Annotated in this window: 21 protein-coding genes; 6 read left to right on the forward strand and 15 right to left on the reverse strand. The window is 44.6% G+C overall.

Annotated elements, in window-relative coordinates:
• The 7 genes from F0228_RS04075 to F0228_RS04105 form a co-directional block, all read right to left on the reverse strand.
• The coding region (locus F0228_RS04075; protein ID WP_171761921.1) for an alcohol dehydrogenase catalytic domain-containing protein at window positions 1-302 on the reverse strand (302 nt) is incomplete at its 3' end.
• A 409-nt stretch (window positions 303-711) separates the two neighbouring features.
• Entirely contained in the window at window positions 712-1272 is a 561-nt protein-coding gene (locus tag F0228_RS04080) for a sugar O-acetyltransferase (protein ID WP_061032057.1), read from the reverse strand.
• A gap of 249 nt (window positions 1273-1521) precedes the next feature.
• On the reverse strand, window positions 1522-2520 hold the full coding sequence (locus F0228_RS04085; RefSeq protein WP_171731293.1) for a LacI family DNA-binding transcriptional regulator: 999 nt from the start codon (window positions 2518-2520) through the stop codon (window positions 1522-1524).
• A gap of 110 nt (window positions 2521-2630) precedes the next feature.
• The gene (locus tag F0228_RS04090) at window positions 2631-4070 is read right to left on the reverse strand and encodes a 6-phospho-beta-glucosidase (RefSeq protein WP_171731292.1); all 1440 of its coding nucleotides are present in this window, start codon (window positions 4068-4070) and stop codon (window positions 2631-2633) included.
• A gap of 266 nt (window positions 4071-4336) precedes the next feature.
• Complete coding sequence (locus F0228_RS04095) at window positions 4337-5467, reverse strand: RHS repeat-associated core domain-containing protein (RefSeq protein ID WP_061032054.1); 1131 nt, start codon at window positions 5465-5467, stop codon at window positions 4337-4339.
• Complete coding sequence (locus tag F0228_RS04100) at window positions 5457-9149, reverse strand: RHS repeat protein (RefSeq protein WP_171731291.1); 3693 nt, start codon at window positions 9147-9149, stop codon at window positions 5457-5459. Before F0228_RS04100 ends, F0228_RS04095 begins: the two co-directional genes overlap by 11 nt.
• A 63-nt stretch (window positions 9150-9212) precedes the next feature.
• Window positions 9213-10340, reverse strand: coding sequence for a hypothetical protein (locus tag F0228_RS04105; protein ID WP_171731331.1), 1128 nt, complete (start codon window positions 10338-10340; stop codon window positions 9213-9215).
• 789 nt (window positions 10341-11129) lie between these two features.
• On the opposite strand from F0228_RS04105, the gene F0228_RS04110 reads away from it, so the two are divergent.
• Window positions 11130-12044: a DMT family transporter gene (locus F0228_RS04110; protein WP_171761922.1), complete on the forward strand. Its 915-nt coding sequence runs from the start codon at window positions 11130-11132 to the stop codon at window positions 12042-12044.
• An 85-nt stretch (window positions 12045-12129) separates the two neighbouring features.
• Here the strand turns inward: F0228_RS04110 and F0228_RS04115 are convergent, their stop codons facing one another.
• Window positions 12130-12654 (reverse strand): hypothetical protein, encoded by a 525-nt coding sequence (locus F0228_RS04115; protein WP_171731330.1) that lies wholly within the window; start codon window positions 12652-12654, stop codon window positions 12130-12132.
• Window positions 12655-12695: 41 nt separating this feature from the next.
• Window positions 12696-13085, reverse strand: coding sequence for a VOC family protein (locus F0228_RS04120; RefSeq protein WP_171731289.1), 390 nt, complete (start codon window positions 13083-13085; stop codon window positions 12696-12698).
• A gap of 253 nt (window positions 13086-13338) precedes the next feature.
• Between F0228_RS04120 and F0228_RS04125 the strand changes: the two genes are divergently transcribed.
• Entirely contained in the window at window positions 13339-14178 is an 840-nt protein-coding gene (locus F0228_RS04125; protein WP_253820275.1) for a DMT family transporter, read from the forward strand.
• 99 nt (window positions 14179-14277) lie between these two features.
• Here F0228_RS04125 and F0228_RS04130 read toward each other — a convergent pair whose 3' ends face one another.
• Window positions 14278-15192, reverse strand: coding sequence for a LysR family transcriptional regulator (locus tag F0228_RS04130; protein ID WP_171731288.1), 915 nt, complete (start codon window positions 15190-15192; stop codon window positions 14278-14280).
• A 467-nt stretch (window positions 15193-15659) separates the two neighbouring features.
• On the opposite strand from F0228_RS04130, the gene F0228_RS04135 reads away from it, so the two are divergent.
• Window positions 15660-16499, forward strand: a complete 840-nt coding sequence (locus F0228_RS04135; protein ID WP_171731287.1) for an SDR family NAD(P)-dependent oxidoreductase — start codon at window positions 15660-15662, stop codon at window positions 16497-16499.
• Window positions 16500-16611: 112 nt separating this feature from the next.
• Here F0228_RS04135 and F0228_RS04140 read toward each other — a convergent pair whose 3' ends face one another.
• The 3 genes from F0228_RS04140 to ascF form a co-directional block, all read right to left on the reverse strand.
• On the reverse strand, window positions 16612-17223 hold the full coding sequence (locus F0228_RS04140) for a bifunctional 4-hydroxy-2-oxoglutarate aldolase/2-dehydro-3-deoxy-phosphogluconate aldolase (protein WP_171731286.1): 612 nt from the start codon (window positions 17221-17223) through the stop codon (window positions 16612-16614).
• 30 nt (window positions 17224-17253) lie between these two features.
• The gene (gene ascB, locus F0228_RS04145; RefSeq protein WP_171731285.1) at window positions 17254-18684 is read right to left on the reverse strand and encodes a 6-phospho-beta-glucosidase; all 1431 of its coding nucleotides are present in this window, start codon (window positions 18682-18684) and stop codon (window positions 17254-17256) included.
• Between the two features lie 72 nt (window positions 18685-18756).
• Window positions 18757-20235 (reverse strand): PTS cellobiose/arbutin/salicin transporter subunit IIBC, encoded by a 1479-nt coding sequence (gene ascF, locus F0228_RS04150; RefSeq protein WP_171731284.1) that lies wholly within the window; start codon window positions 20233-20235, stop codon window positions 18757-18759.
• Window positions 20236-20479: 244 nt separating this feature from the next.
• Between ascF and F0228_RS04155 the strand changes: the two genes are divergently transcribed.
• Window positions 20480-21001, forward strand: a complete 522-nt coding sequence (locus F0228_RS04155) for a gluconokinase (protein ID WP_171731283.1) — start codon at window positions 20480-20482, stop codon at window positions 20999-21001.
• Window positions 20998-22794: a phosphogluconate dehydratase gene (edd, locus tag F0228_RS04160; protein ID WP_171731282.1), complete on the forward strand. Its 1797-nt coding sequence runs from the start codon at window positions 20998-21000 to the stop codon at window positions 22792-22794. Before F0228_RS04155 ends, edd begins: the two co-directional genes overlap by 4 nt.
• 77 nt (window positions 22795-22871) lie before the next feature.
• On the opposite strand, the gene F0228_RS04165 is transcribed toward edd, so the two are convergent.
• Complete coding sequence (locus F0228_RS04165; protein WP_171731281.1) at window positions 22872-23879, reverse strand: substrate-binding domain-containing protein; 1008 nt, start codon at window positions 23877-23879, stop codon at window positions 22872-22874.
• Window positions 23880-24023: 144 nt separating this feature from the next.
• Window positions 24024-24725: a lipoate--protein ligase gene (locus F0228_RS04170; protein WP_171731280.1), complete on the reverse strand. Its 702-nt coding sequence runs from the start codon at window positions 24723-24725 to the stop codon at window positions 24024-24026.
• A gap of 227 nt (window positions 24726-24952) precedes the next feature.
• On the opposite strand from F0228_RS04170, the gene F0228_RS04175 reads away from it, so the two are divergent.
• A complete protein-coding gene (locus F0228_RS04175) occupies window positions 24953-25852 on the forward strand; it encodes a homocysteine S-methyltransferase family protein (RefSeq protein WP_171731279.1) in 900 nt (299 codons plus the stop codon).
• The last annotated feature ends 18 nt before the right edge of the window (window positions 25853-25870 follow it).

Genomic DNA, 25870 nt, shown 5'->3' on the forward strand with positions numbered 1-25870 from the left:
GCTGTGTAAAGTGGGATAACGTGGTCGCCAACTTCAACGCTTGTTACGCCTTCGCCAACCATTTCAACGATACCGCCACCTTCGTGACCAAGGATAGAAGGGAAGATGCCTTCTGGATCGTCACCTGAAAGAGTGAATGCGTCAGTGTGACAAACACCAGTAGCAACGATACGAACAAGTACTTCGCCAGCCTTTGGCAGTTCAACGTCAACCGTTTCACGCTTTAGTGGCTCACCAGCTTTCCAAGCAACCATAGCTTTAGATTGGATATGAGTTTGACCAGGTTTGATTTCGATAGTCATGTGATATTTCCTATATTAGTCAGTCAACGTTGAGCTTGTTTGTTATCGCACTCTCGTTTTGTTGGGGCTAGTATAGGTGTGACCATCAAGTTTGATAATCCCATATTTATGAGAATGATTATTACATATCAGTAATAATCAATAGCAAGACTAACTTCGTCTAACAGTAAATCAAAGGTTTAGCCTAGGCTGAATAAAATCGATAAACGCAGAGATACGCTTAGATACCGAGGATGATTTATAGAACACCGCATTGACTCGATACTGTATTAACTCGATTCAGTGGTCTGCTAGACAAGAAACAGACTCCGCAAGTCGCTGCATCTAGCATCTAGCATCTAGCATCTAGCTAGAATAGAAAAAACAAAGCCCGAATCTAAGTTCGGGCTTTGTCTATTTGGTTGTTCTACTATTCATTATCAATTGGCTTCAAAACTCGGCATGGATTACCGACTGCGACCACATTGTCTGGAATATCTTTGGTCACCACACTACCCGCACCGATCACACTGTTCTTACCAATGTTCACACCTGGGCAAATGATCACGCCCGCACCAATCCAAGCATTGTCACCAATGGTAATTGGGGTACCGAACTCAACGCCTTCGTCGACACGGCTCTTCACATCCAATGGGTGACCTGCCGTGAGCACTTGTACATTCGGAGCGAACAGCACATTGTCGCCAATAGTTACTTCCGCGACATCCAAAATCACACAGTTAAAGTTGGCGTAAAAGTTCTTACCCGGTTTGATGTTTGAGCCGTAGTCACAGCGAAATGGTGGTTCTAAATAAGCGCCTTCAGAATCAGGAATTAGAGTGTCAATTGCATAGCGCCATTCGTCACTGTCTGGAATACTGTTGTTAAGCTTTTGAAGAACCTTACGACACTCGATCCGCTCTGCGTACAGTTCTTCATCCCAAGCAAGGTAAGGCTCACCTGCCAACATCTTCTGTTTTTCTGTTTTCACGTTATTTACCTATTTCCACACTACTTACCCAGTAATGGTCAATACATCGACCAAAAAACGCAATATCGCATATCTTTCCCTCTCACAATAAGAGCGGTTTTAAGAGTCTTACGGAGATGCGCTTCCTGTCACGATTTGTAGTGAACGACCCATTAAAATTCATGTACAACAAACGAAACACATAGATAGCACCAATAAAAAGTTTTTGTTATTAAGCAAAGGCCAGTATGAAATTAATGTAATTTTCGTTTAAGTACGCTGAGCAACTGAATCTCGAACTACAAGACTGCCAGTAGTGTCGATGGCACCTGATTGTTCCGAATCTCCAACGATTTGCAGAATCGCTTTTTGCGTCATTTGCTCAAGTGGGACACTCACAGAGGTTAAGCTTGGTGTTAAAAACTCACCCACTTTGCTGTTATCAAAACCGACGATAGAGATATCTTGAGGTAATGAATACCCTAGCTCCGTTAACGCCTTAATCGCACCAATCGCCATGTCATCGTTTTCAGACAGAATCGCAGTGAAGCTTGCTTTGCTTTCTACTAAAGCTTGTGCGGCACGGTAACCACTCTCCATCGTCCAATCGCCTTGAACCACACTAGACTCGTTCAGCTCAATACCATGCTGAGTGAGCACATCTTGATAGGCTTTATAACGTTGCTCATCGGTCGACGACCCTGCTTTACCGCGGATCACCGCAATCTCTGTATGCCCCTGCTCGATGATGTGTTCAACCATCAAACAAGCACTTTGATAATGATCGGTAGTGATAGCATGCTCAGGCTTCGAAGGCATTTCCCGGTTGAGCACCAAAATCGGTGTATCCGTGCTTTCGATGATCTGAGCGATTTCGCTTTCCGTTAAACATTGCGGATAAATGATGATGCCGGCGCATTTCATATCGAGTAGGAAATTGATCGCCTTTCTTTCGTCTTCAGCACTGTGTTTGCCATCGGTGATCACCAATTGGTGATTCGATTTTTCACTGTAAGAAGCCGCGTGATACATCAAAGAAGAGAAGTAAGGACCGTTGAACAGCTCATTGGTGATCACAAAGCCGATGAAATTGGTCTTCTTGGTCGCCAATTGCTGAGCTAATAAGTTCGGTCGATAGCCCGTTTCTTGAATCGCATCAAATACCTTTTTCACCACATCTGGGCGCACGATATTCTTGCCGTTTAAGACACGAGAAACCGTCGACTTAGATACCCCTGCGCGGTTCGCGACATCAAGCATTGTGACCATTTGCTTCTTTTCCTTATATAAAAAATTAGCCGACATAAGCCGACTAATTTAATGCTAGTTCATATTGCGCGTATCTTTATATTACGTAGAACGACGCAGTAAGAGGCATTCTAAATAGTGGCACCGTTAGATGCAATCACGCCTTTGTACCACTCAAAAGACTTCTTGCGCTTACGCTCAAGTGTGCCTGATTGATCGTTGTGTTTGTCTACGTAAATAAAACCGTAACGCTTTTTCATCTCACCGGTGGTGAACGACACCAAATCGATACAGCCCCAAGGGGTATAACCCATGAGGTCAACGCCATCGATCACTACGGCTTTTTTCATCTCTTTGATATGGTCGCCAAGGTAAGCAATACGGTAGTCATCATTGATACTGCCATCTTCTTCGATGGTATCAACCGCGCCAAAACCATTCTCAACGATAAACAGTGGCACTTCATAGCGCTCATAAAGAGACGCCAAACAGTAACGCAAACCTGTTGGATCAATCGGCCAGCCCCAATCGCTCGACTTGATAAATGGGTTCTCTACCGAGTTTTCATGACCACCGTCCATCGCTTCTTCTGTCGATTGATGAGAAGACGAGTCCAAGGTGTTTGACATGTAATAGCTAAAGCCAAGGTAATCCGCTTTACCCTCTTTCAAGATTTGTTCATCTTCAGGCTGCATTTCGATATTGAAGCCTTTAATAGCCCAGTCACGTTTTGCGTAGCTTGGGTAATGACCGCGAACCATCACATCTGAGAAGAAGTAACGATCGCGCATCGCTTGCTGCGCCACCATGATATCTTCTGGTTTTGAAGAGCGAGGATAGAAAGGCACCATCGCACACATTGCACCGATCTGAAGATCTGGGTTGATCTCGTGGCCTTTCTTCACCACCAAGGCACTCGCAACAAACTGATGGTGAACCGCTTGGTACATGGCTTCTTGAGGCTTTTCGCACTGTGGGAACTTCACGCCAGAGCATAACCAACCGAAGATGTCTGCCGAGGTGTTCATCTGGTTGTTGATCTCGTTAAACGTCATCCAATACTTCACTTTATACTGGTAACGCTCCATCACTGTGGTTGAGTACTTAACGAAGAAGTCGATCACTTTACGGTTCATCCAGCCACCGTATTCTTTAGCTAGATAGTAAGGCATTTCAAAGTGGCTCAGTGTCACAACTGGCTGAATATCGTATTTCAGAAGCTCATCAAATAGGTCATCGTAAAACGCCAAACCCGCTTCACACGGTTCAGCTTCATCGCCGTTCGGGAAGATTCGTGTCCACGCAATGCTGGTGCGGAAGCACTTAAAGCCCATCTCAGCGAATAACTTAATGTCTTCTTTATAGCGATGGTAGAAATCCACAGCAACTTGGTTGGGGTAGTTTTCGCGGTCGATCACGCCATCGGTGATTCGACGTTGTACACCATGAGCGCCCGCTGTTAATACATCAACAACACTGACACCTTTACCATTCGCATCCCAGCCGCCTTCTAACTGATGCGCTGCTACTGCACCGCCCCATAAAAAATCGTTCGGAAATTCGTTGTTCATACCATTACTCGCTACAAGTTATTCGTGAAAAAGATCGGAACTAGAACGCCAACTGCAGCTCTGAAACCGATTTCAATAAAGCAAAGATACAACCTGAAACCGGTTTCAACAAGAGTTTTTTGGATCTTTTTTTGATCACAATATGGGGTTGAAAAAGCACTCTTAAGCGATGAATAACATTCAAAAACGCCAACACCTAATGCAAAAAAGCCAGCTCTACGTGGGTTGAGCTGGCTTTGCGTTGTTAAAGAAAAGAGTCGGTCAGACTACGACAATGGCAATTGACGGATCATTTGTTGAACCTCATTACCATATTTTATACGCTGTCTGGTCTCTTCGAGCGCGTACATTTGAGTCTTCTTCGCTGCAGGATTAACACTTCGACCTTCGGTTACCATATTATCCGCTGATGACTTTTCCTGATCTAATCGCCCAGGTATCGTTTTCACCGTAGACCAGCCCAAACTGCCAATCGAGCGCGCCGTCATTATGCCTTGATAGATGGTATAACCTCGTGCACTCACCTTTACTTGCCCAAGGAGGATCTTAGTGTAGCCGCCATGAATCGGAGGAGGCGTGTACGTCATTGTCTTGCCGCCCTGAGTCATTCTGGTCGCAATCACCTGCCCCTCAGAACTCCCTATTCGCATTGCTGGGTTCGTTTTATTGGCCCATGCCACATTATACTCACCGGAAGGTCTGATTTTATTCATCAAGCGAGAACCTAGGCCTGGCTGTGTGACATCTTCCAAAGCACCACCTGCTCTTACCCAACGCAGATTCTGAACCGATTTATAGGCCGAATATCCACCACTCACTACACCAATAATATCGAATGGGATCGTCGCTATATCGAGTTTGCGGGAAATGTCCCCATCATCAATCACACCAGACGCAATTTGTAATGCACCGCTGGTCATTCCTGCAATACCGCCGATGATGCCCGCAGCTAATACTAAACTTGAGCCACCAGTAGGCGCGGCCAATGCAATGCCAACTATCCCTGCAAGCACACCAAAAGCACCAAACAAGATCTTGCTGATGTTCAGGTGCCCACTTGGGTCAGTGAAATTAATAGGATCATTGTGACAATACACATAAGCGTTATGCACACCCTCATTAAAAGGCGCCAAACTGTCGGGGGCATTGAAGCGCATCAGCTTAGGCTGGTAGACGCGATAGCCTTGACCTAAGTGATAACCTTGCAACACAGGGTCCAGCCACTCACCATTGAAGCCAATGTCTGAGTGAGAGATTGCCATCGACTGCGCCATCGCTAAACGAACTGAAGTCGGTAGCAAGGATATGCCACCAGCCACTGCAGCAGTTTGACCAATTTTAATCAGAAACTGACGGCGATTAAGTGGGGTAATAAATACCGAGTCTTTATTCTTCATTTGCATTCCCCGCTTGCTCACGTTGTCCATATGGAGAGTAACGGTACGTTGAGCCCGTTTTTCCTGAAGTATTAGAGGCAACGACAGAACCATTTTGATCCGTCGCTAACAGGGTCGTCTCCGAGCCTGTCTCTGACCATATAGGTACCCCTTCGTGATAGATATACTGAGTCAGTGTGCCGTTTTCCTCTATTGCTGAGAGGTCACCCCATAGATAGCTAAATTGGCGAGATTCAGATGGCGACTGCTGAGCCGAAAGTCGGTCATTACTGTCATAGTGGTAAAGCCATTCAGTATTGTCGGCAAACACGCGTTGTAGGCGGTCGAAGTTGTCATACTCGAGCACGCGACCGTCCGCATCTTGAGTCATATTGCCATTCAAGTCGTACTCGATTGATATTTGGCTATCCAGTTGTGGATGAGAGTGAGTAATACTGGTCAACCGACAAGGGTCATCCGACTCGTAAAAATAACGAGCGAAATCTTCAGATTCAGCCGTCAATGTACGCTGAGTCAACATGTTACCTAGCTCGTCATAGCTCCATTCAATTGAAGTCATTGGCTGTCCCCAATCACTCAAAGGTCCCGCCCCAAAAAATTCAACCTTAGTAAGCTGAGCAAGCTCGTCATAGGTATAGCTTTCTGTCAGGTTGCCTAATGTCGCACACTCTTTGGTACGAGATTCGAGCATACCTAGCGCGTTATATTCTTGTGATTGCTCAAAGATATAATGGTCGTTCAAGGCAATAGCGCGGTTCACTTCTCGACTGTATTCATCCCACTCAAGCTCGGTGATTTGAGTTTGATTTCCAGACACCAAGGTTTCGACAATCACACGATCAAAATCGTCATACTCGTAATAAACCGTTGTCGAGTTTGAGCTCAGCTTCACCAAGCGTCCTAGTTCATCATAACCATACTGTCGAGTATCCGTGTCGCCATCAATGGCAGCGATAACCCCACCATCCGAATAGCTGTAGTAACGAATCTGTCCTTCATTCACCTCAACTTCAGGTAACCCCTTCGACGAATAGGTAATGGTACTTTGATTGCCTTCATTATCTTGACTCCCGGTTTGCAAGCCGGATATTGGGTCATGACTATAGTTAGCAACCTGCCCATCAGACGATTTCGCACTCAACACACCCAGCTGACTATCGCGAGTAAACTTACGCACCGGCGCTGACAAGCTAGTTTCGGTTTCAGGAATATTACTGCTGTCTGAGTAGGACCAACTCAACGCCGCTTGAGTACTCGCACCGCGTCGCAGTGTTCGCTGACGCCCTAAGCCATCAATGTCACGTTTCCCCACCGTTGTCCCGCCAATCTTTAGGTCTATAACCTGTGACTGATCGGTATGCTCAGCATAGGTGATGTCGTGATCGACACCGTTCGCTTGAGTCATGCGAATCACGCGATCAAATCGGTCGTAATGGTAGTGCTTAGATTGAGCAAGCGGGTTGGTTTCTTTGATCAGTCTCCCCCACGAATCATACTCATAATCCCAGCTATGAATCCCCTGCTCTTTTTTGTCTTCAAGACCCCAAGTGTTCAGAGAGCTGACCGTCATGGTTAAGCCTTCAATACCCTGAGTTTTCTTACGCGATGCAAGGTTGTTAAATTCAACGCGACGTTTTCCGTTCGCAAGCAGTGTCGATTTAACTTGCCCCCAGTCATCGTATTCATAGCTCTCGGTCAGCACCACAGGTGCCGATCTAGAATTACGATCAGGCAGTACATCGTAGGCACTCTTACTTTGTAGTCTGCCGAACGCATCGTACATTTTTGTCCATACGACTGAGTTGCCAACCTTGGCTTCTAATTCTCGCCCTTGACCATCCCAACTCTGTTCACACAAATTACCTTTGCAGTCTGTTAACAACAGAGTTTGTCGGCTCAAACCTGTATCAACAAGGTATTGGTACGAACGGGATGCACTTCCTTCAATACGCTCTTCGGTGGTTCTTCGCAGCGTGTCATACGCAAATGAACAACTGACACCATCCGAGTCGACATGTCGCGCTAACTCGCCAATATCAAGGTAGTGACCGACAACAAGGTTGGTTTTCGTATTATCATGACAAGTCAGTTCTTCGTGTTCTTCAAGGACATCATTATCCAGTGCATACTGATAGCGCGAAGTGGCAGAATAGACACCATTAGGATGAAGGATGTCATTTTGCACCGAAGCCAGTCGACTAAATGAATAGGTATCACGCGTATCAGTTTGATAGGCATAATGAGTTTGGTAGCGTTGCGTATCTTCTTCTAAGCTCAGCACCACGTCTCGCTGACCATTTAAACCCTCTAGAGAAGCATACTGGTATGCGATCACTCTTTGTTCTGAGCCATTGTCTAACGTGCGAGACTTGACGAAATTCACCATGCCAGTTGGTGATGCCGGACAGCCCGTCTCACCATTTTTAGCATAGTATTCATAGTGTTCCGTAATACTATTCTCGTCGACAAATCTAAGCATGTTGCCGTATTCATCAAAGTCCCAGAATCTATTTTGAGCTTGGCTATCCGATCCAGAAAACCAGATCTGCTCCTCTTTACTGATCAATGAGTACTGAGCGGGTTGAGCGGAAAACTCTTGATTATCAAGGGCGGGATAGTCCAACCTTTTCAAATGAACAAGGTTGCCATCGACGTGTCGAGCTTCTTCAACAAGTAAGTGGAATTGGTTGTAGGTTTGAGCAGTGACAATAGAGCCATTTTCAATTTTTTGTACGCGATAGCTGTACTCTCTGCCGCGCTCCAGCAAATTATCAAGCCCTTCGCTCAACTCGCCACCAGGCGATCCGTACCCCATAAAATTACGACTATCGGTACCAATGCTGTCATAGGTTGTCGTAATGATAGGAGAGTTGAGAGTCAGCACATCATGAGCAGTCACCGCAGGTAGATAGGTCATCGAATTAATTCGAATACCATCGGCTCGGTATCTTAGCCTTTCAGTCAAACCGCAAGGATGGACCACTTCATCAATTAACGTGTACGAACCAATATCTTGATAGCCAAAGCCATAGCTCCCCGCACGCTCGGGTAAATTGCATTGAACCAGCTTACTGTTGTTTAACGTAAGACTAAAAAAGGCTTCATGGGTGCTGCCAATATTGGTAAAAATGTTTATGCGCCCTGCGCTCACATATTCAACCCACAGCAGTGCTGTTTGCTTATCTGTTCTGTCGTCCCAAACTTTGTCCAAGCGCTTCTTGCCGCCAATATTGAGCCAAGAAAAGTAGAGAGCATGTCCATTGCTTTGAACTACCTTAATGATATTGCCATCTTTATCTAGAATATCAGTACGGCCATTTTTATAAGTAATTTCGTAACCATTCGCACTAGACGATACCGAAAAATCGAGCAGCTTTTTGTAGCGAATACTCATTTCTAGATTGGCATTTAATTCGGCGCGATAGGATTGTCCATTGGCCAGGTAGAGTTGTTTGTTTTCAATATCGTATCTCGGGAGATTCAACTTCCAGCCTTTACCAAAACCAAGGTTGTCGGCTGAGTAAGGAGAGAATTGAATGGAGATGTCGAGGTTTGGTCCCTTGAGCCAGTTACCAATAAGAGAGCCAAGTAAAATTTGGTATGAGTAGCTTCTGGTTCTTTGGTCTACGCCGCCCGAACAAAAGCTATCAAAGTTAAAAGCATTTGAAGTCCAATTAGACATAAATTTCCCCTAAAGTGAATGAGTTAGCCCAAATGGTTGAGCTAACTCTGTTTTGTTCGAATGTTATTGGCTAACTAGGGTCCAACGGGTGTAATCCCATTTCTGACCACCACCAGTAAATTCACTTTGAGGATAAGTAAGCTTCAATGGTCCCTTGTTACCGTACTGGTCAAATACAGTAAATCGGTACTCCTTTTGCGAATCGTTGTTTGATGTTGCGTTATTCGAATATAACAGCTTGCTAAGAGTCACTGATCTCAGCTGTTGGTTAACACGCCACACAGCAGTTCTGCCTTCACCAGCAGCACTATTCCAAACATACTCGTCAGAGACATTGCGCTCTGAACCTGGAACAAATATATAACCTTTCACAGAGCGATTATCATCTGGGCAATCTGAGTAGCAGCCCAACCATTCATCGTTTAGGAACACTTTATCGCTATCCGACTCGTCAAAGTTATCCATAGCAACCTGAACCAGTTGAACGGACGTATCTTTCGGCGTCACATAAAAGTTACGCATCTCTGCTTTATCAAAATAGAACCCGTCGGCGTTGGCTTCTTCCCACACCAACTCACCCTCTCCAAGCTCAGAAAAATCAGCAGCGCTGTAAGACTTAGGCTGCACGCTTTGGTAGAACGCAGTGCTTTCATTCGGGAAGGCACAGCTATCGTAGTAATTGTTGTCATACTGGCTTCCGGCATCGAACTTAACCTTCATACACACTTCACGATATTGAGCGACTTCGTTGCTATACACCCAAGCGGTTAATTTAGTATCACTTGCTGAAACACGAGACGTAGGAAGGGTTTTCGAGTAACCGTAACTGCTACCCATTTGGTGAGAGTAGTCATTTGGATTCAACGTGTATCCCCAACAACCTCTTCCGTAACTGCAGTCTTTATCTTTGCCTAACTCCAGCCCACTATTCTTTAGGTAAAAAGATATCGCCCCCTCTAAGTCACTCTTAGATACGGTCACTGGTCTGCCGTAGCTATCCGCAAAAGAAACAGAAACGCTGAGTTTTGACTGCATTCTTCCGTTAGCATAAAAAGGCATTGGTACACCATTGCTTTCATTATGATCAGCCGTCAGATCATCGTCGACCACATGATAATCACCATTAATGGCAGCAACACTTACATTAGAAAAAACACACGCCGACATTGCTAATAACAATGACTTCTTCATCGATAACTTCATAGTATTGACCCTCAACATTATTCGTTAAGAAATTAAATAAAAAGCACAGTTATCTTTAGATATGACAGTTTTTTGATAATTAAATCATCTTAAGGTCTTTGCCTTATTTAATGTTCACATCATCAAATTTGTAAACGCCATTGACCATTCCGATAACCATTACTTACAACCCATTTAATTGATTAAACGGACAGCGCCAAGTTAATTAATCACCTTAGCAATGTAAAATTTCTAAATATTGAAAAGCCAAACTAGGACATAAAACAAACTTACAAACCATCCAAATATAAAACAATAAGTTACATTGACCTTAATGTTAATAGTTCAACAATATTCAAGTAATCACTCACCTCCACAACAAAGAAGGATTAGTTTTTATAAAATTCGGCATGTTTATTTGTTGTCACTCGCATCAATACCCACACTTAATGTTAACAATATCAATGATTTTAGAACGTTTTTTATAATTTAGAATATATTCATAGAAAGTTAACCATATAAATAAAGAGGATATAATCATCACTTTGCTTATTATCGAGTAAACTTCAGGTCTCGTTAAATTTGTCAAAATTTAATTTTCATCATTAAGTTATAAAATAAACTTTCGTTTATCGTGATAAAAATAATCTATATGGTTTTACCTCATTCCTATTAATTAAATTTATGAAAGATTCATTAATTCCTATCCGTTACTCCTCAGAGTTTTCTTGATAACTTATTTGACCCGTCTACCAGTGTAGGCTTTATGCTCAGCACCCATTCATCAAGAGGTGTGTTATGTCTATTCATCGTTCCTTCGCAGTACCTCGTCCGCTGCTTTCATTTTTCGACGGACTGTCCGACCCAGCAAAAGGAATTGCACTGGCGCTTATCTCAAATGCGCTGTTCATATTAGTCGGCGTTATTGTCCGCGAGTTGAGCCAGAGCATTGATATTTTCCAGATCTTGCTATTTCGCCAACTGGTTTTTGTGACCTTATTAATGCCATCGATAATCAGCAACATCGATCCAATGCTCCACCCTAAAATGGTGTCGATGCATGTATGGCGTGTCACAGGAGCGTTCATCGCACTCTACTTCAGCTTCTTAACCGTCAGTAATATTCCGTTTGCCGATGCAACCGCATTAGGATTTCTGAAAGTGTTGTTCGTGGCAGTTATCTCTCGTTTATTCCTGAAAGAAAACGTTGGTTGGGCTCGCATGACGACGATCCTAATTGGCTTTACTGGAGTGATGTTAGTCGTACAACCCTCCTTAGAAAGCGAATCTATGTTCTATGTTGGAACAGGATTAGTCGCGGCATTAGGTGCTGCTATTGCGGTTATCTGTGTAAGGAAAATGGCGAATGTAGAATCGAAAACCGTTGTATTGGCCTACCAAGCCATCTTTGTTGGCGCTGTTGCGTTAATCCCAGCGATCATTGAATGGCAATGGCCGACATGGTCTGAACTGGCTTTATTAGTTCTGGTCGGCGTTATCTCTTCTATCGGGCAGTGGTTTGGAGTGACAGCTTATAAATGGGGGGAAGCGAACGTGGTGTCGAATGTCGAATACTCACAAATGATCTACTCAATGGTTCTAGGCTATCTGTTGTTTGCTGAGCTACCAAACTCACTCGCTTTGATCGGTGCGAGCGTGATTTTATTCAGTGCCATCCTACCGTTTATCATAAAAGTGAAGCGGAAACACTAACAGTCTATTGTTCAGGCTAACTGTTAACTGATTAGCTATTTATGCCCCAAACCCCATTTAACGAGGGGCATTGATCATTCGTTTATCAATGGTGCTCAAAATACTGATCGTGTTGTGATTTAGCAGACTGATCTTGAGTTCCAGGATAGAACTGGACGAGCGTCTGATCGGCGAGCGTAAGATGAATCCAACCTTCTTTTACCCTTAGCCAATTAGTGCCGTTTTTCTCATAGACAATAGGAAAGCGGCCCCAGCCAGAATCCGACACCTGTAGCTCTTGAAAGCGTTCAATTGAGGTAAGCTGCTCACTTTCAAAACTTGCACTCGAATAAACAGGCAAAGGGGCAATAGCATCGCTTGGCTTAAACGTATAACAACTTACAGACGCAGAAGTTCGGTCAAACCATTGATACGGTTGAGCTCCGATTAGATCGTAAACCGTACAATCATTAAATTTGATAGCCCACACTTGATGCTCTTTAAAGCCAAGGTAGCCAATCGGTTGAGATGGTTCGATTGTTGTCTCTGGTGCATCAACCTGTGCTAGCTCTGAGGACGTACATCCCATCAAACTCAGACTAAAAACAAAAGCCAAAATTCGCTTCATCATTGCCCCCTCAAATCCGTAAGTCATTCAATCGAGTTCTTACATTAAACGGTAAGTTCCAAGCGATTACCATCAGGATCGAGTACACAGCTCTCATAATAGCCATCACCGGTTCTTCTTGGACCATCTAAGCGTTCATACCCCTCTTCAACCAAGCGGCGAGTAAGCTCATCTACTGCTTGCTCTGAACCCAATGAAATAGCCATATGAATGAAGCCAGTGAATTGATCATAGATGTCATCTTTCGATTCAGGAACCGAGTCCATTTCCATGATCTCTAAGCGGCTACCACTCTCAAAAGACAAGAAGTAAGACGAAAAGCCTTTGGTTGGATTGTGGTATTTCTGGTTAGATGTCGCGCCAAAGTAATCTTCATAAAATCGTTTAAGTACTTCGAGTTGTTTGGTCCAAATCGCGATATGTTCAATCTTCATTTTTATCACCTAATGTTTACGTATGACACTAGATTACTCGCCAAATAAGGAAGGATAAACAGAACAGAAAGTACCATTAGCATTCCTATTTTATCGGTGACATTTCGCCCAGTCGCTGCGCAATATTGCTATCTCAGTTTGTGTAATAGTTAGCTTTGCTCCATAGTCGGTGTTTTACACAATCGAGATTTAAACTGTGAGCTATTTTAAATTGATAATGCTAGCCGCCATATGGGGAGGTTCATTCCTTTTCATGAGAATTGCGGCCAATCCTTTAGGCCCAGCGGTCCTAATTGAAGCGCGAGTTTTATGCGCGGCAATCACCCTACTTTTGGTTTCATTTTATCTAAAGAGAAAGCTCTCATTTAATGCTCACTCGAAACACTTTTTCATTCTCGGTTTGTTTAACACCGCGCTTCCTTTTTTGTGTTTCGCTTATGCGGCTCAAACACTGAATGCTTCAACCCTCGCGATCCTGAACTCCACGGCACCGATATGGGCGGCAATCATTGGAGCTATATGGACCAAAACTGCACTTGAGAGCAAGGTATTACTTGGGCTAGGTGTTGGTGTTACTGGGGTTAGCGTGTTAGTTGGTTGGGATGCATTCAATATTGGCCAAGAAGCCATTCTTCCAATCTTTGCAGCCGTGATGGCCGCATTTAGCTACGGTATCGCGTCTAACTACACCAAAACAGCACCTAAGGTTGAAGCTTTCAACAATGCCCACGGCAGCATGTGGGCAGCAGTGTTAATCGTATTACCCTTTGTGTTTTTCATGCCAATGAGAGAGGCACCCGATCTCACGATTACCACATCGGTCATCTTATTAGGTGCAGTATGTACCGGGTTAGCGTACCTGCTTTATTTCAATCTCATCAATGAGCTTGGTGCGCCTTCAGCGCTTTCAGTTACCTTTCTAATTCCCGTTTTTGGCATCCTTTGGGGTAACTTGTTCTTAGGTGAAGCTATTGGCATTAATACTGTGGTTGGCTCTATCTTGGTTATCACTGGTACCATGCTGGTGACCGGTTTATCTCCAACGCAGATGTTCAAAAATGCACGCCAAAAACGTCGCCAACGAGCAAGCTAAGTTCGGCATAATTTCACTTTGATTATCAATAAAAGTGGAACAATCAAGAACAAAAGCGGCCTCATTTTAGAGGCCATTTTTATAGTTCTATCTTCAGATTCAGCTGTTTTCAGACTTCTTCATGTATTGCTGAACCTTATCTCTTAACCACTGATGGGCAGAATTCAAGTCGGTTCTTTTATGCCAGATCATGTATTGCTGCATCGGAACAATTTCGAATGGTTGTTCCAATACTTGTAGCTGGAAGGTCTCCGCAAATTGATTAGCAAAATCACGTGACGTACTGCCTACGCAATCCGATCCCGCTACCAATACACACATGGTCATGATCGAATCACACTCTGCACTCACTTTCCTTTGCTTGAGTGGCGTTTTAGTGAAGTATTCTGCCGTGTATAGGCGAGTTCGACGCATCCGAAACGTAATGTGTTTTTCGTCATAATACTGCTCTTGTGTTACCGAGCCATTGATTCTAGGGTGACCTTTTCGAGCTATAAGCACTAGCTCATCTTCAATTACTGGCTTTGTCATATAGCCATTCACTTGCGGGTAATGAATATCGATCGCGAGATCCGCTTGCTGCATGCTCAAGCTTTGAAGCAACTCCTCTTCGTTGTTCGGCACCATGTTAAATTCGATTGAGATATTGCCTAAGGTCTTATCCCGTTCAACGAGAGGCTGAAGTTTGTTGAGACCGATTTCGTTAACCAAAATTCGAAACACATGATGCTGCTGATTATCGAACTGCTTTAGCGTGCTGACCGCGCTGGTTATCCCTTCTAAGGCAGGTTCCACTCGAATCGCTAATTGCACTGCCGCATTGGTAGGCGTGATCCCGCGCCCTTCGCGAATAAAGAGGTCGGTATCGAGTTGACCTTGTAAACGCTTCAAAGCGCCACTCACTCCAGGTTGAGTCATGCCAAGAGATTCGGAGGCCAAAGTAATCGACTTCAATCGGTACACCTCTAAAAACACACTTAGTAGATTCAGGTCTAGCTTTTCAATATCGCTCACAGCAGCTCTCCATGTTTGCTTGAGGCCGTATTTAGCATACGACAAGGTTTCATTCTGAACCGATACCTTAATACAACTAAAACACATCACTGTTCGTGATACGTTAAATAAAGCTTACTTTATTTTTTGCTATATGTGTTGGGTGTACCATTTATTCATCGTAACGAGCTCTAAATGGGAATAGCTCTAATAGTAACTTTAAATACTTGCTATTAAGTACCACAAGCCGGAGCGATATAACGATAACAACGTCAGACCAAGCTAAAATAGCCACAGGCTACTAACGACAAAGCCTCAACCAATTTCGACGGTTGAGGCTTACTCCCTTCTCAAAACTTTACACATCATAAATTAAGATTTTCTCAATAACGAACACATGCCTTCTCTCTATCCTGTGAGGTATTAGAAACTTTGCGCAATTAAACTTTGTTATAAAAGTGCTTCGGAATCGATATCAAGGGAAAGATATGCAGAAAACAATTCTGATCACAGGAGCCACAGATGGCATTGGTTTAGAGACCGCAAAAATGCTCGCTCAGCAGGGACACCACATTCTGATTCATGGTCGAAGCCCTGCCAAGATCAACAAAGTTGCCGCAGCTCTATCTCGACTTTCTAAGACAGCAGTCATTGAAAGTTATGTTGCAGACCTATCAACACTCTCAGAAGTCGAAGCGCTCGCAACTCAGATAATGGCTTACCACCAGCGACTCGACGTTCTTATCAACAACGCAGGCGTGTATAAGGTGTCGGAAGTCACAACTCCAGACAACCTTGATGTGCGTTTTGTGGTTAACACGATTGCGCCTTATCTACTAACACAAAAGCTGCTCCCTCTTTTTGATACGCACGGCCGTATCGTCAACCTATCTTCAGCAGCTCAATCACCCGTAGATTTAAATGCCCTTATCAGCCCAAATGCAGGAGAATTGGATGGCCCCGTTTACGCACAAAGTAAACTCGCACTCACGATGTGGTCGATTGATTTGGCGAATGCCTTAGCAAATAGCCCAGCAACTAACGGCCTCGCGGTTATTCCAGTAAACCCAGCCTCTTTCTTGGGGAGCAAGCTGGTCAAAGATGCTTATGGCGTTGATGGTAATGATCTTGCAATTGGCGCAGACATCCTTTGCCGTGCAGCGCTCAGCGATGAATTTGCCGATGCCTCAGGGCGATACTTCGATAATGACTCTGGATTATTCAAGGACCCTCACAACGATGCGCTTGATCCCACTAAAAACCGTAAACTGGTGGAAGTTATCGAGCAGCTGTTACAAGCGAAACTAAAGGTGACACATTCTGCTTAACCACTAAGTTAACTAACTTTTTCTAGATATTCCGTCTATCTATACAGAGAACAAACTTAGGGGAAATAAAAAGGCCGGTATCAACCGGCCCTTTGTTCTCACATTTATATTTTTAGCCAATTGCGCGAACTAGCTCCGCGATACCTTCCCAATCGCCCTTATCCATTTTGTCGGTAGGAACCATCCAAGTACCACCGCAGGCAACGACTGATTTCAGTGCTAAGTAAGAATCTACGTTAGCAGGACTCACGCCACCTGTCGGCATAAAGTTAACTGGATACACTGCCGAAAGTGCTTTCAACATAGCAACACCACCTGATGGCTCTGCAGGAAAGAACTTAAGAGTTTTAAGACCCATTTCCATTGCTTGCTCAACCAAGCTGGGATTGTTGACACCCGGTACAATCGCAACGCCACGCTGCTGACAGTATTTTACCGTTGTCGGGTTTAAGCCAGGACTCACAATAAAATCAACACCCGCATCAATCGCAATATCCACCTGCTCTGTCGTTAGTACTGTACCAGCGCCAATCAGTAACTCAGGGTAGGCTTCTCGCATCAAACGAATAGACTCTGCTGCCGCGTCTGTACGATACGTTACTTCTGCGCAAGGTAGGCCATTCTCTACCAACACTTTGGCAAGAGGAACCGCTTGGGCAACATCGTTAATAGCGATAACAGGAACAATCCGAGTGTCTCTGAGTCGCTGTTCAATAGTTTTCATTGTTCGTTTCTCTTATTTTGAACTGGAAGATTACGCTAAATCACTGCCATTGCTCGCAATGACTTTTTTGTACCAATGGAACGACTTTTTCGGAATTCGATTCAGAGTTCCATTGCCTAGGTTGTCTCTATCTACATAAATGAAACCGTAACGCTTACTCATTTCCCCTGTCGACGCTGCAACCAAATCAATACAACCCCAAGGTGTGTACCCCATCAGTGGAACACCATCTTCCATCGCTTCGTGCATCGCAACAATGTGCTGACGAAGATAATCGATACGGTAGTCATCGTTTACTTCACCCTTGTCATCCAAGATGTCACGAGCGCCTAAGCCGTTCTCAACTAAGAAAAGTGGTTTCTGGTAACGATCGTATAGGGTATTCATCGTGATACGAAGACCAGTAGGATCGATCACCCACCCCCAGTCACTGGCTGGTAGATGAGGGTTTTTGATTGACTTAACAACGTTCGCTGCACTCGTATTCCCTGCATCCATGTCAGCAGAAGCGCAACGTGAAGCGTAGTAACTGAAAGAGATGAAATCGACAGTATTTTTCAAGATCTCGAAATCTTCTTCTTGTGTCTCTAGTACCACACCTTTGTTATCAAATACCTTTTGAGCATAAGATGGGTAGTAACCACGCGATTGAACATCGATAAAGAATAGGTTCTCACGGTCTTTTTCCATCGCCATGAGTACGTCTTCAGGCTTGCAAGAGTATGGGTAGAAGTTACCGCCCGCTAACATGCAACCCACTTGGTTCTGCTCGTCCACTTCATGGGCAATTTTAGTCACTAAAGCACTCGCCACTAGCTCATGGTGAGCGGCTTGGTATTTCACTTGATCGTGATTTTCGCCTTCTTGGAACAACAATCCAGCCCCCGAAAACGGGCTTGCCAGCAGAATATTAATCTCATTAAAGGTTAGCCAATACTTCACCAAACCTTTGTAGTTCTCAAAACAGGTTCTCGCGTAACGGCTAAAGAACTCAATCATCTTACGATTACGCCACGAGCCATACTCATTAACTAAGTGCATTGGCACATCGAAATGACACAAGGTAACGAGTGGCTCAATGCCGTATTTCTTACACTCTTCAAAAACATCACGGTAAAAATCTAAACCAGCTTGGTTCGGCTCTAGCTCATCACCCTTTGGAAAAATTCGGCTCCAAGCGATGGATACGCGGAACACTTTAAATCCCATCTCTGCCAGCAAGGCGATGTCTTCTTTGTAACGATGATAAAAGTCTATCGCGTTATGGCTTGGGTAGAACTCGTCTTCGCTGAGCGTCACCTTATCAACCTGACCAAGTTTGATTGGCATGCGGTTCTCACCGTAAGGAATCATATCTACGGTTGTTAGGCCTTTACCACCCGCTAAGTGCGCGCCTTCAGACTGGTTTGCAGCAATTGCACCGCCCCATAAAAAATCGTCAGGAAATTGAATATTTGACATCGAATACCTCGGAAACAATAAAAGTCACCTTACGATGAGGTAAGGTGACTGAATAAATAAAATCAATATCAGTTAAGAAGCAGATACCACTGTGACCTTCTCTTCTGCTTTATCAGCTTCTTTCTTTGCTGATTCCGTATTTGTTTTTTCATTGGCGTCGTCTTCAGGAATATCTTCAAAGCCTAGAACTAGAGTTAGGACGAATGACAGCACGATAGACAATGCGATAAGCCCAAACACCCAAACGATGCTCATAGGGTCATTCACGTCAAAAAACTGCACGCTAGTAAACAAGCTTGGCGCCGCCATTGAGTGACTCGCAAGGCCACCCATGCCCGCTAACGCACCTACGATAAAACCAGTAATCATTGTTGCGATCAGAGGGCGTTTCAGACGAACAAGCACACCGTACAATGCTGGCTCAGAGATACCCGCGAAAATAGCGGAAGCACCAGCAGCCAAGGAAGTTTGTTTCAGCGCGCTGTTCTTAGTTTTGTAAGCAACAGCAAGACACGCGCCACCCATACCGATATTGGCACCGATCTCTGATGGCATAACCATGCCTTCACGACCAGTTTCAGCAATAGTTTGGATTATGGTTGGCGTAAACACACGGTGCATACCAGTCAACACTAGTAACGGCCAAAGCGCGCCCATGATTGCAACCGACAACCAACCTAATGTGTCATGAATTGTGTAAACAAGCGCTGAAAGTGCCGTACCTACCCAAATACCAAATGGACCAATCAATACAATCGCAATTGGCGCTGCAATCAATACGATCAACATTGGTTTGAGGAAGTTTTTGGTTACCGCTGGCGTGATGCTATCCACCCAACGCTCGATGTAAGACAGTACCCAAGTCATGACTAACACAGGAATAACTGTGTAGGTGTACTTAACTGAAGTAATTGGAATACCGAAGAAATCAACGTGCTTGCCTTCTGCTGCTTGCGCCATCAATTCCATAAAATTTGGATGAATCAAGACACCAGCAATCGCAATGGAAAGAGACATGTTGGTCTTGAATTTGATCGATGCTGAAGCGGCAACCATAACAGGTAGGAAGAAGAAGGCACCGTCACCGATAGCTTTCAGAATAATTAACGTAGGTGCGTTAGGCTCAACCCAACCTAGCATCTCTAGCACCATGGCTAGAAGTTTAACCATTGATCCGCCAATGATTGCGGGGATAAGAGGCGACATAGTGCCAACCAGTGCGTCTAACATTTTCGCACCAATTGATTTAGCCGTTAGTTTCTCTTTTTTTGCAGGAGCTTCTGACTCAACAGCATCTGATAGATCGCAAAGCGCCATCACTTCCTTGTATGCATACGATACCTCGTTACCAATGATAACTTGTACTTTGTCACCATTATCAACAACACCCATCACACCTTTCAGTGCTTTCAATTTGTTGATATCGACGCCATCTTGGCTGTGTAAAACGAATCGTAGTCGAGTCATACAGTGTGTCAGGGCTGCAACGTTTGTTTTGCCCCCAAGATGCTCAACAACAGATTTCGCAATTGCGCGGTAATCGTTGGCCATTTTATCCCCCAAAGATCTCTTTTCAGTGATTTTTTAAACGCGAAATATAGTGAGATGTGACCATTTCTGAGTCAATGCGGTGCAAAAACAACCACAATTGTTGTGAAATGTTGTTTTGTGTCCTTCATCACACTTCCTTAAGTTACCGGTAACATGTTACCGATAACACTTATAAGATAAAGCCATATTTTCAAGCGATGTTCAAAATTGAGATCACGCGCAAATTTGTAAAGAGGATTGAGTTATGACTGGTAGTAGTGTCATCGTCATGGGAGTCAGTGCTTGTGGGAAGAGCACAGTAGGCGAGCAGTTAGCAAGAAGGCTTGGACGTAAGTTTATTGATGGTGACGACCTACATCCTCGAGCAAATATTCAAAAAATGGCATCAGGGCAACCTCTAAACGATGATGATCGCACCCCGTGGTTAGAGCGTGTACGTGATGCTGCTTATAGCTTAGAAAGCAAAAATGAACACGGCATTATCGTGTGCTCGGCCTTGAAGAAAAAATACCGTGACCAAATTCGAGAGGGAAACAAGAACATTACCTTCCTGTTTCTCGATGGAGATATTGACCTAATCTTGCAGCGCATGCGCCAACGTCAAGGCCACTTCATGAAAGAGAACATGATTAAAAGCCAGTTTGAAGCGTTAGAAAGACCGGATAATGAAGCCGATACCGTCGTTATTAGCATTAATAGCGATATTGACAAGGTTGTTGATTGTGCGGCAATTGTTCTCTCTATGACCGATGAGGCCGTTGTATGATCCACCCAATGATCCAAGCGGTTACTCAGCGATTGCTCGATCGCAGTACGGCGACTCGTCAAGAATTTTTAAGCCGAACTCAGCAACAAGCCTCAGCAGGAAAAGGAGGGAAAGGGCTCTCTTGTGGCAACTTGGCTCATGCTGTCGCCGCTTCTTGTTCCGATGAGAAAAGAGCCATCTTAGATCTGACTAAATCTAATGTGGCGTTAATCAACTCTTACAACGATATGTTAAGCGCCCACCAGCCCTATCAGCACTATCCTGATCAGATCAAAAAGGCGTTAGCTAAGTTCGGCCATACATCTCAAGTAGCGGGTTGTGTACCAGCAATGTGTGATGGAGTAACTCAAGGGCAACCAGGCATGGATATGTCTTTGTTTTCAAGAGACTTAATTGCTCAGTCCACGGCTATGTCGCTCAGCCATAACGTTTTTGATTCCACACTATTACTCGGAATCTGCGATAAAATCGCCCCAGGGCAGTTAATGGGAGCACTCTCCTTTGCACACTTGCCAACTGCTTTTGTTCCAGCAGGATTAATGGCAACCGGGATTAGCAATGAAGAGAAAGTAAACGTACGCCAAGAGTATGCCGCAGGTAAAGTAGGAAAAAGCGCTCTACTTGATATGGAATGCAACGCTTACCACTCCGCTGGTACATGTACATTTTACGGCACCGCGAACACTAATCAGCTCGTATTCGAAGCAATGGGCTTGATGCTACCAGGCTCAGCGTTTATTCACCCTGACTCTGAATTGCGCGCATCACTCACTCAGCATGCCGCCATTGAAATTGCTTCAATGACACCACAAGCTTCAAATTTCCGCCCGCTCTCTGAAGTCTTTACTGCTAAAAGCTTAATCAATGGCATTGTTGCTCTACTCGCCTCAGGTGGCAGCACTAACCACAGCATTCACATGGTCGCGGTCGCGCGTGCTGCTGGGTTTATTCTCACTTGGCAAGACATCAGCGATTTATCCGAAGTCGTTCCTTTACTTGCCAGAGTTTATCCAAATGGTCCAGCTGACATGAATGCATTCCAAGCGGCAGGCGGAGTTCCAGCATTGTTACATCGTCTGAACCAAGACAACCTGCTGCATCGTGATGTCACACCAACCTTTGGATCGTTTGAAGAACAAATGACAATTCCTGAGATTGAAGATGGACGGCTGATTTGGCGAACGTGTGAACAATCAGCAGACCACGACGTCATCGCGGGGCCGGAACACGTCTTTCAAGCAACAGGTGGGACACGAGTGCTTTCTGGAAACCTAGGCAATGCAGTCATTAAAGTCTCAGCTGTCGCCGAAGAACAGCGTGTAATAGAAGCTCCAGCTGTGGTTTTCGACTGTCAACATAAGGTGGAAGCCGCCTATCAGCGAGGCGAACTCAATAAAGACTGTATTGTTGTAGTGATAAACAATGGACCTGCAGCAAACGGGATGCCGGAACTGCATAAGCTCATGCCTATTCTTGGCAACATACAAAAACAGGGGTTTAAAGTCGCTCTGGTTACTGATGGTCGCCTCTCTGGTGCCTCTGGGAAAATACCATCTGCGATTCATGTCTCGCCGGAGGCCATTCGAGGTGGAGCAATTGGACTTGTCAGGGACGGGGATATCTTGCGCCTAGATTGCACGAATGGCGAACTCAATGACCTCAGCGATATGCAGGCTCGCCAAGCTCAGAAGTTTGAGGTTAAAGCAGAAGAACAAACTCTGGGGCGAAACTTATTCAGCGTCATGCGCCAAAGTGTTTCAAGTGCCGATCAAGGTGCAAGCTTTATCGTTTAAACGCGTTCTCACGTAAATTCAAAAGTAAAGGGGACATCCTAGTGTCCCCTTTTCGATTGCTAATATGCTTGGCTTGACTACACACTCTCGCCATCGGTAATGCGATAGCCCATATCCACTATCGTTTCCGAAATGTTTTGACCTTTCAATCGAGCAAGCAGTAACTCAGCGCTTTTCTTACCCATCTCATAACGTGGAGTATCCACACTAGTCAATTTTGGTCGAATGGTTTGTCCAATATCTAACGCGTTATAACCAACCACAGCAAGCTGTTTCGGCACTTCTATCCCGCGTTGCTGAGCGATAAGCAAAGTACCAATCGCGATATCATCATTGGTGCAGAAAACACCATCAAGATCTGGGTAATCAGCCAGAGCACGATCAAGCAGATCTTCAGCTAAAGAGAAGTTTGAGTGCTGTTCAGTCAAAACATGCTTAGGCTCTAATCCAGCCTCACGCATCGCTTTATCATACCCTTGCAAACGCAATTGTGTTCGAGCATCAAGCCTCGCACCGAAGTAAGCAATAGAACGTTTTCCCGCTTCAATCATGCGCTTCACAACATGATAAGAAGCATCGATATGGTCTAAGCCGACAACCATATCGATCGGGTTACTTGGCAATTCCATGGTTTCAACCACAGACACCCCTGAGTTCTTAATCATCTGTAATGTGCGAGGTGTGTGGTGACTTTCGGTGAGTATCAGCCCATCAACATGATAAGAGAGCAACGAGGCAATTTTTTCTTCCTCTTCTACTGCGTCATAACTAAAGTGAGCGAGTAAGGTCTCATAGCCATTCTCTTTAGTCACGGTTTCAATACCTTGAACAAAAGCCGCGAAGATTTGGTTTGATAGAGAAGGAAGTAAGATACCGATCGCTTTACTCGACGACTTAGAGAGCATCGCTGGCGCTTTGTTTTCGATGTATCCCATCTCTTCAATAACCGCAGCAATTTTCTCGCGAGTTTTGGCTGCAACTGAATCGGGGTTGCGCATGTAACGGGAGACGGTCATCTTAGTGACGCCTACTTTGTCTGCCACATCTTGCAGTGTGGTTCGAGTTTTCTTGTGCTGTTCTGTCATAACTATTTGAACTCTTTATTATGTTACAAGTAACATTATAAAGTTTCCGCTCCCTCAACTTCAACCCATTCGTTCTCAACAACACATAGTTTTGGAATTTTTCGTGCCCCAACTAGTTCGTATAGAGTTTAAAGTAGACTCGCACTATGCGTGCTTAATAAAGGCTTGGCTTAACTGCTGAAAGAGTGAGTCTACGTTGGGCAAGGGCGTTACATGTTCAGATAAAAGCGTATGAACGTGCGGCTCTACAATGGTTGGGTTACCGCAGATTTGATTATAAAAATTTACTGGTGCAACGATGTTATCTAAGTCGACATCTAATAGGATACAAGCTTGCGAAAGTACGATTTGACCGCCCCCGTGTTTCAACAAAACACGCTGAGCAGTACCCACTATTTTTTGCTTATTGATATTGAGGTTATAGTCACCATCGCAATAAGAACGCGGGGTTGCGTGTACATCGACATCAACGCCTAACTCTTTAAAAAACAGGGTCAAGACATTGCACAGATGTAGATACGCTTTTTGAATATTATACGCTTCGTCGGAAGGCCAATGATAAATGTGCGATAGGTTAATGACTCCCGGTAACTGGGGAACGGGAGCACCACCCGTTTTACGCGAAGAGAGTTGCCAACCTTGTGCCTCAAGTTGCTTTCTAGACTCCAACGTCACTGGCCACTTTTTACCTGCAGGCAAAACAAGTGTCGGCGTTTTGGCTTGCCACAACATCAAGGCTTGCCCAATCTCACCATCCTGAATCTGCTGCAATAGCTCATCTTCTTTTTCAAACGCACGATCAACATCAATGTGCGGGTAACGCACAAGTTTATTCGTTAACTTCAACGCACTTTCCTCTACAACTTGTGAGTTCGAATTAATCACTAGCCCTAGATTAATAATATATCCCCCAAATCTAATACAACATAGCGCCAGAGGTACAAAATTTTATTATTCCTATCTATGCAGTATCGGCTTAGTTAAAAACCTCGTGCTTGGACAGCTTTAGTCAAGCAAGGTTGTCTGATATGGTGACGGCAGAACTTCAGCAATTGTTTTAGATAGTATTGAATATGAAAACACTCACCATACTTGATGGCGGCATGGGCCGAGAACTCAAAGAAATTGGCGCCCCCTTCTCGCAGCCTCTTTGGAGCGCTCAAGCGCTGATTGAAGCTCCGGATTTTGTTAGCCAAGCGCACCAAAACTTTGTCGATGCAGGCGCTGAAATCATAATTACCAACAGCTATGCGTGTGTGCCTTTTCATTTGGGTGAAGAACTGTTCGCACAAAGAGGATTCGAGCTAGCAGCGCTATCTGGCGAATTAGCTAGAGCAGTTGCTGACCAAGCGCCTCAAGCGGTCAAAGTAGCAGGCTCTATCCCACCACCATTTGGTAGCTACCGACCTGACTTATTCAAAGTCGAACAAGCGGCATCTATCATTCAAACCCTCTATGATGCACAAGAACCAAATATCGACCTATGGTTAGTAGAAACCCTATGCAGCATACAAGAGTTTGAATCCATTCATACGGTACTGAAGCAATCAACGAAACCGTGTTACTACGCCTTTAGCTTAGAAGATACCAAAGGCGACTTTGCATCGATTCGTTCTGGTGAGAGCGTAAAAGAAGCCGTCAAACTGGTTTGTCAGTCTAACGCGACAGGCATCATGTTTAACTGTTCAGTACCGGAAGTAATGGATCAAGCGATTATCGATACCAAACAGGTTATGGATGAGTTAGGCCAAGATCTAGAAATCGGTGTCTATGCGAATAACTTTGCGCCGATCAGCAGTGAACATGAAGCGAATGACATGCTTCAAGAGATGCGCGAGTTAGATGGCCAAGGTTACTTAGCTTACGCAAAACGCTGGCACGAACTTGGTGCCAATATTGTTGGTGGTTGCTGCGGTATTGGACCAAAGCACATTCAAGCTCTAGCGGATTGGAAGCGCTCCACACAAAGCTAAAACCGCCCCTTCGATTAG

This window comes from Vibrio sp. 99K-1 (assembly GCF_013114585.1).
Lineage (GTDB): Bacteria > Pseudomonadota > Gammaproteobacteria > Enterobacterales > Vibrionaceae > Vibrio > Vibrio chagasii_B.

Excerpts from the sequence above, each read along its gene's own strand:
- F0228_RS04110 (WP_171761922.1), top strand. The coding sequence starts at position 11,130 with ATGTCTATTCATCGTTCCTTCGCAGTACCTCGTCCGCTGCTTTCATTT.
- F0228_RS04115 (WP_171731330.1), bottom strand. The coding sequence starts at position 12,654 with ATGATGAAGCGAATTTTGGCTTTTGTTTTTAGTCTGAGTTTGATGGGA.
- F0228_RS04100 (WP_171731291.1), bottom strand. The coding sequence starts at position 9,149 with ATGTCTAATTGGACTTCAAATGCTTTTAACTTTGATAGCTTTTGTTCG.
- F0228_RS04095 (WP_061032054.1), bottom strand. The coding sequence starts at position 5,467 with ATGAAGAATAAAGACTCGGTATTTATTACCCCACTTAATCGCCGTCAG.
- F0228_RS04155 (WP_171731283.1), top strand. The coding sequence starts at position 20,480 with ATGACTGGTAGTAGTGTCATCGTCATGGGAGTCAGTGCTTGTGGGAAG.
- F0228_RS04120 (WP_171731289.1), bottom strand. The coding sequence starts at position 13,085 with ATGAAGATTGAACATATCGCGATTTGGACCAAACAACTCGAAGTACTT.
- ascB (WP_171731285.1), bottom strand. The coding sequence starts at position 18,684 with ATGTCAAATATTCAATTTCCTGACGATTTTTTATGGGGCGGTGCAATT.
- F0228_RS04140 (WP_171731286.1), bottom strand. The coding sequence starts at position 17,223 with ATGAAAACTATTGAACAGCGACTCAGAGACACTCGGATTGTTCCTGTT.
- F0228_RS04090 (WP_171731292.1), bottom strand. The coding sequence starts at position 4,070 with ATGAACAACGAATTTCCGAACGATTTTTTATGGGGCGGTGCAGTAGCA.
- F0228_RS04175 (WP_171731279.1), top strand. The coding sequence starts at position 24,953 with ATGAAAACACTCACCATACTTGATGGCGGCATGGGCCGAGAACTCAAA.
- edd (WP_171731282.1), top strand. The coding sequence starts at position 20,998 with ATGATCCACCCAATGATCCAAGCGGTTACTCAGCGATTGCTCGATCGC.
- F0228_RS04085 (WP_171731293.1), bottom strand. The coding sequence starts at position 2,520 with ATGGTCACAATGCTTGATGTCGCGAACCGCGCAGGGGTATCTAAGTCG.
- F0228_RS04165 (WP_171731281.1), bottom strand. The coding sequence starts at position 23,879 with ATGACAGAACAGCACAAGAAAACTCGAACCACACTGCAAGATGTGGCA.
- F0228_RS04135 (WP_171731287.1), top strand. The coding sequence starts at position 15,660 with ATGCAGAAAACAATTCTGATCACAGGAGCCACAGATGGCATTGGTTTA.
- F0228_RS04125 (WP_253820275.1), top strand. The coding sequence starts at position 13,339 with ATGAGAATTGCGGCCAATCCTTTAGGCCCAGCGGTCCTAATTGAAGCG.
- F0228_RS04105 (WP_171731331.1), bottom strand. The coding sequence starts at position 10,340 with ATGAAGAAGTCATTGTTATTAGCAATGTCGGCGTGTGTTTTTTCTAAT.
- ascF (WP_171731284.1), bottom strand. The coding sequence starts at position 20,235 with ATGGCCAACGATTACCGCGCAATTGCGAAATCTGTTGTTGAGCATCTT.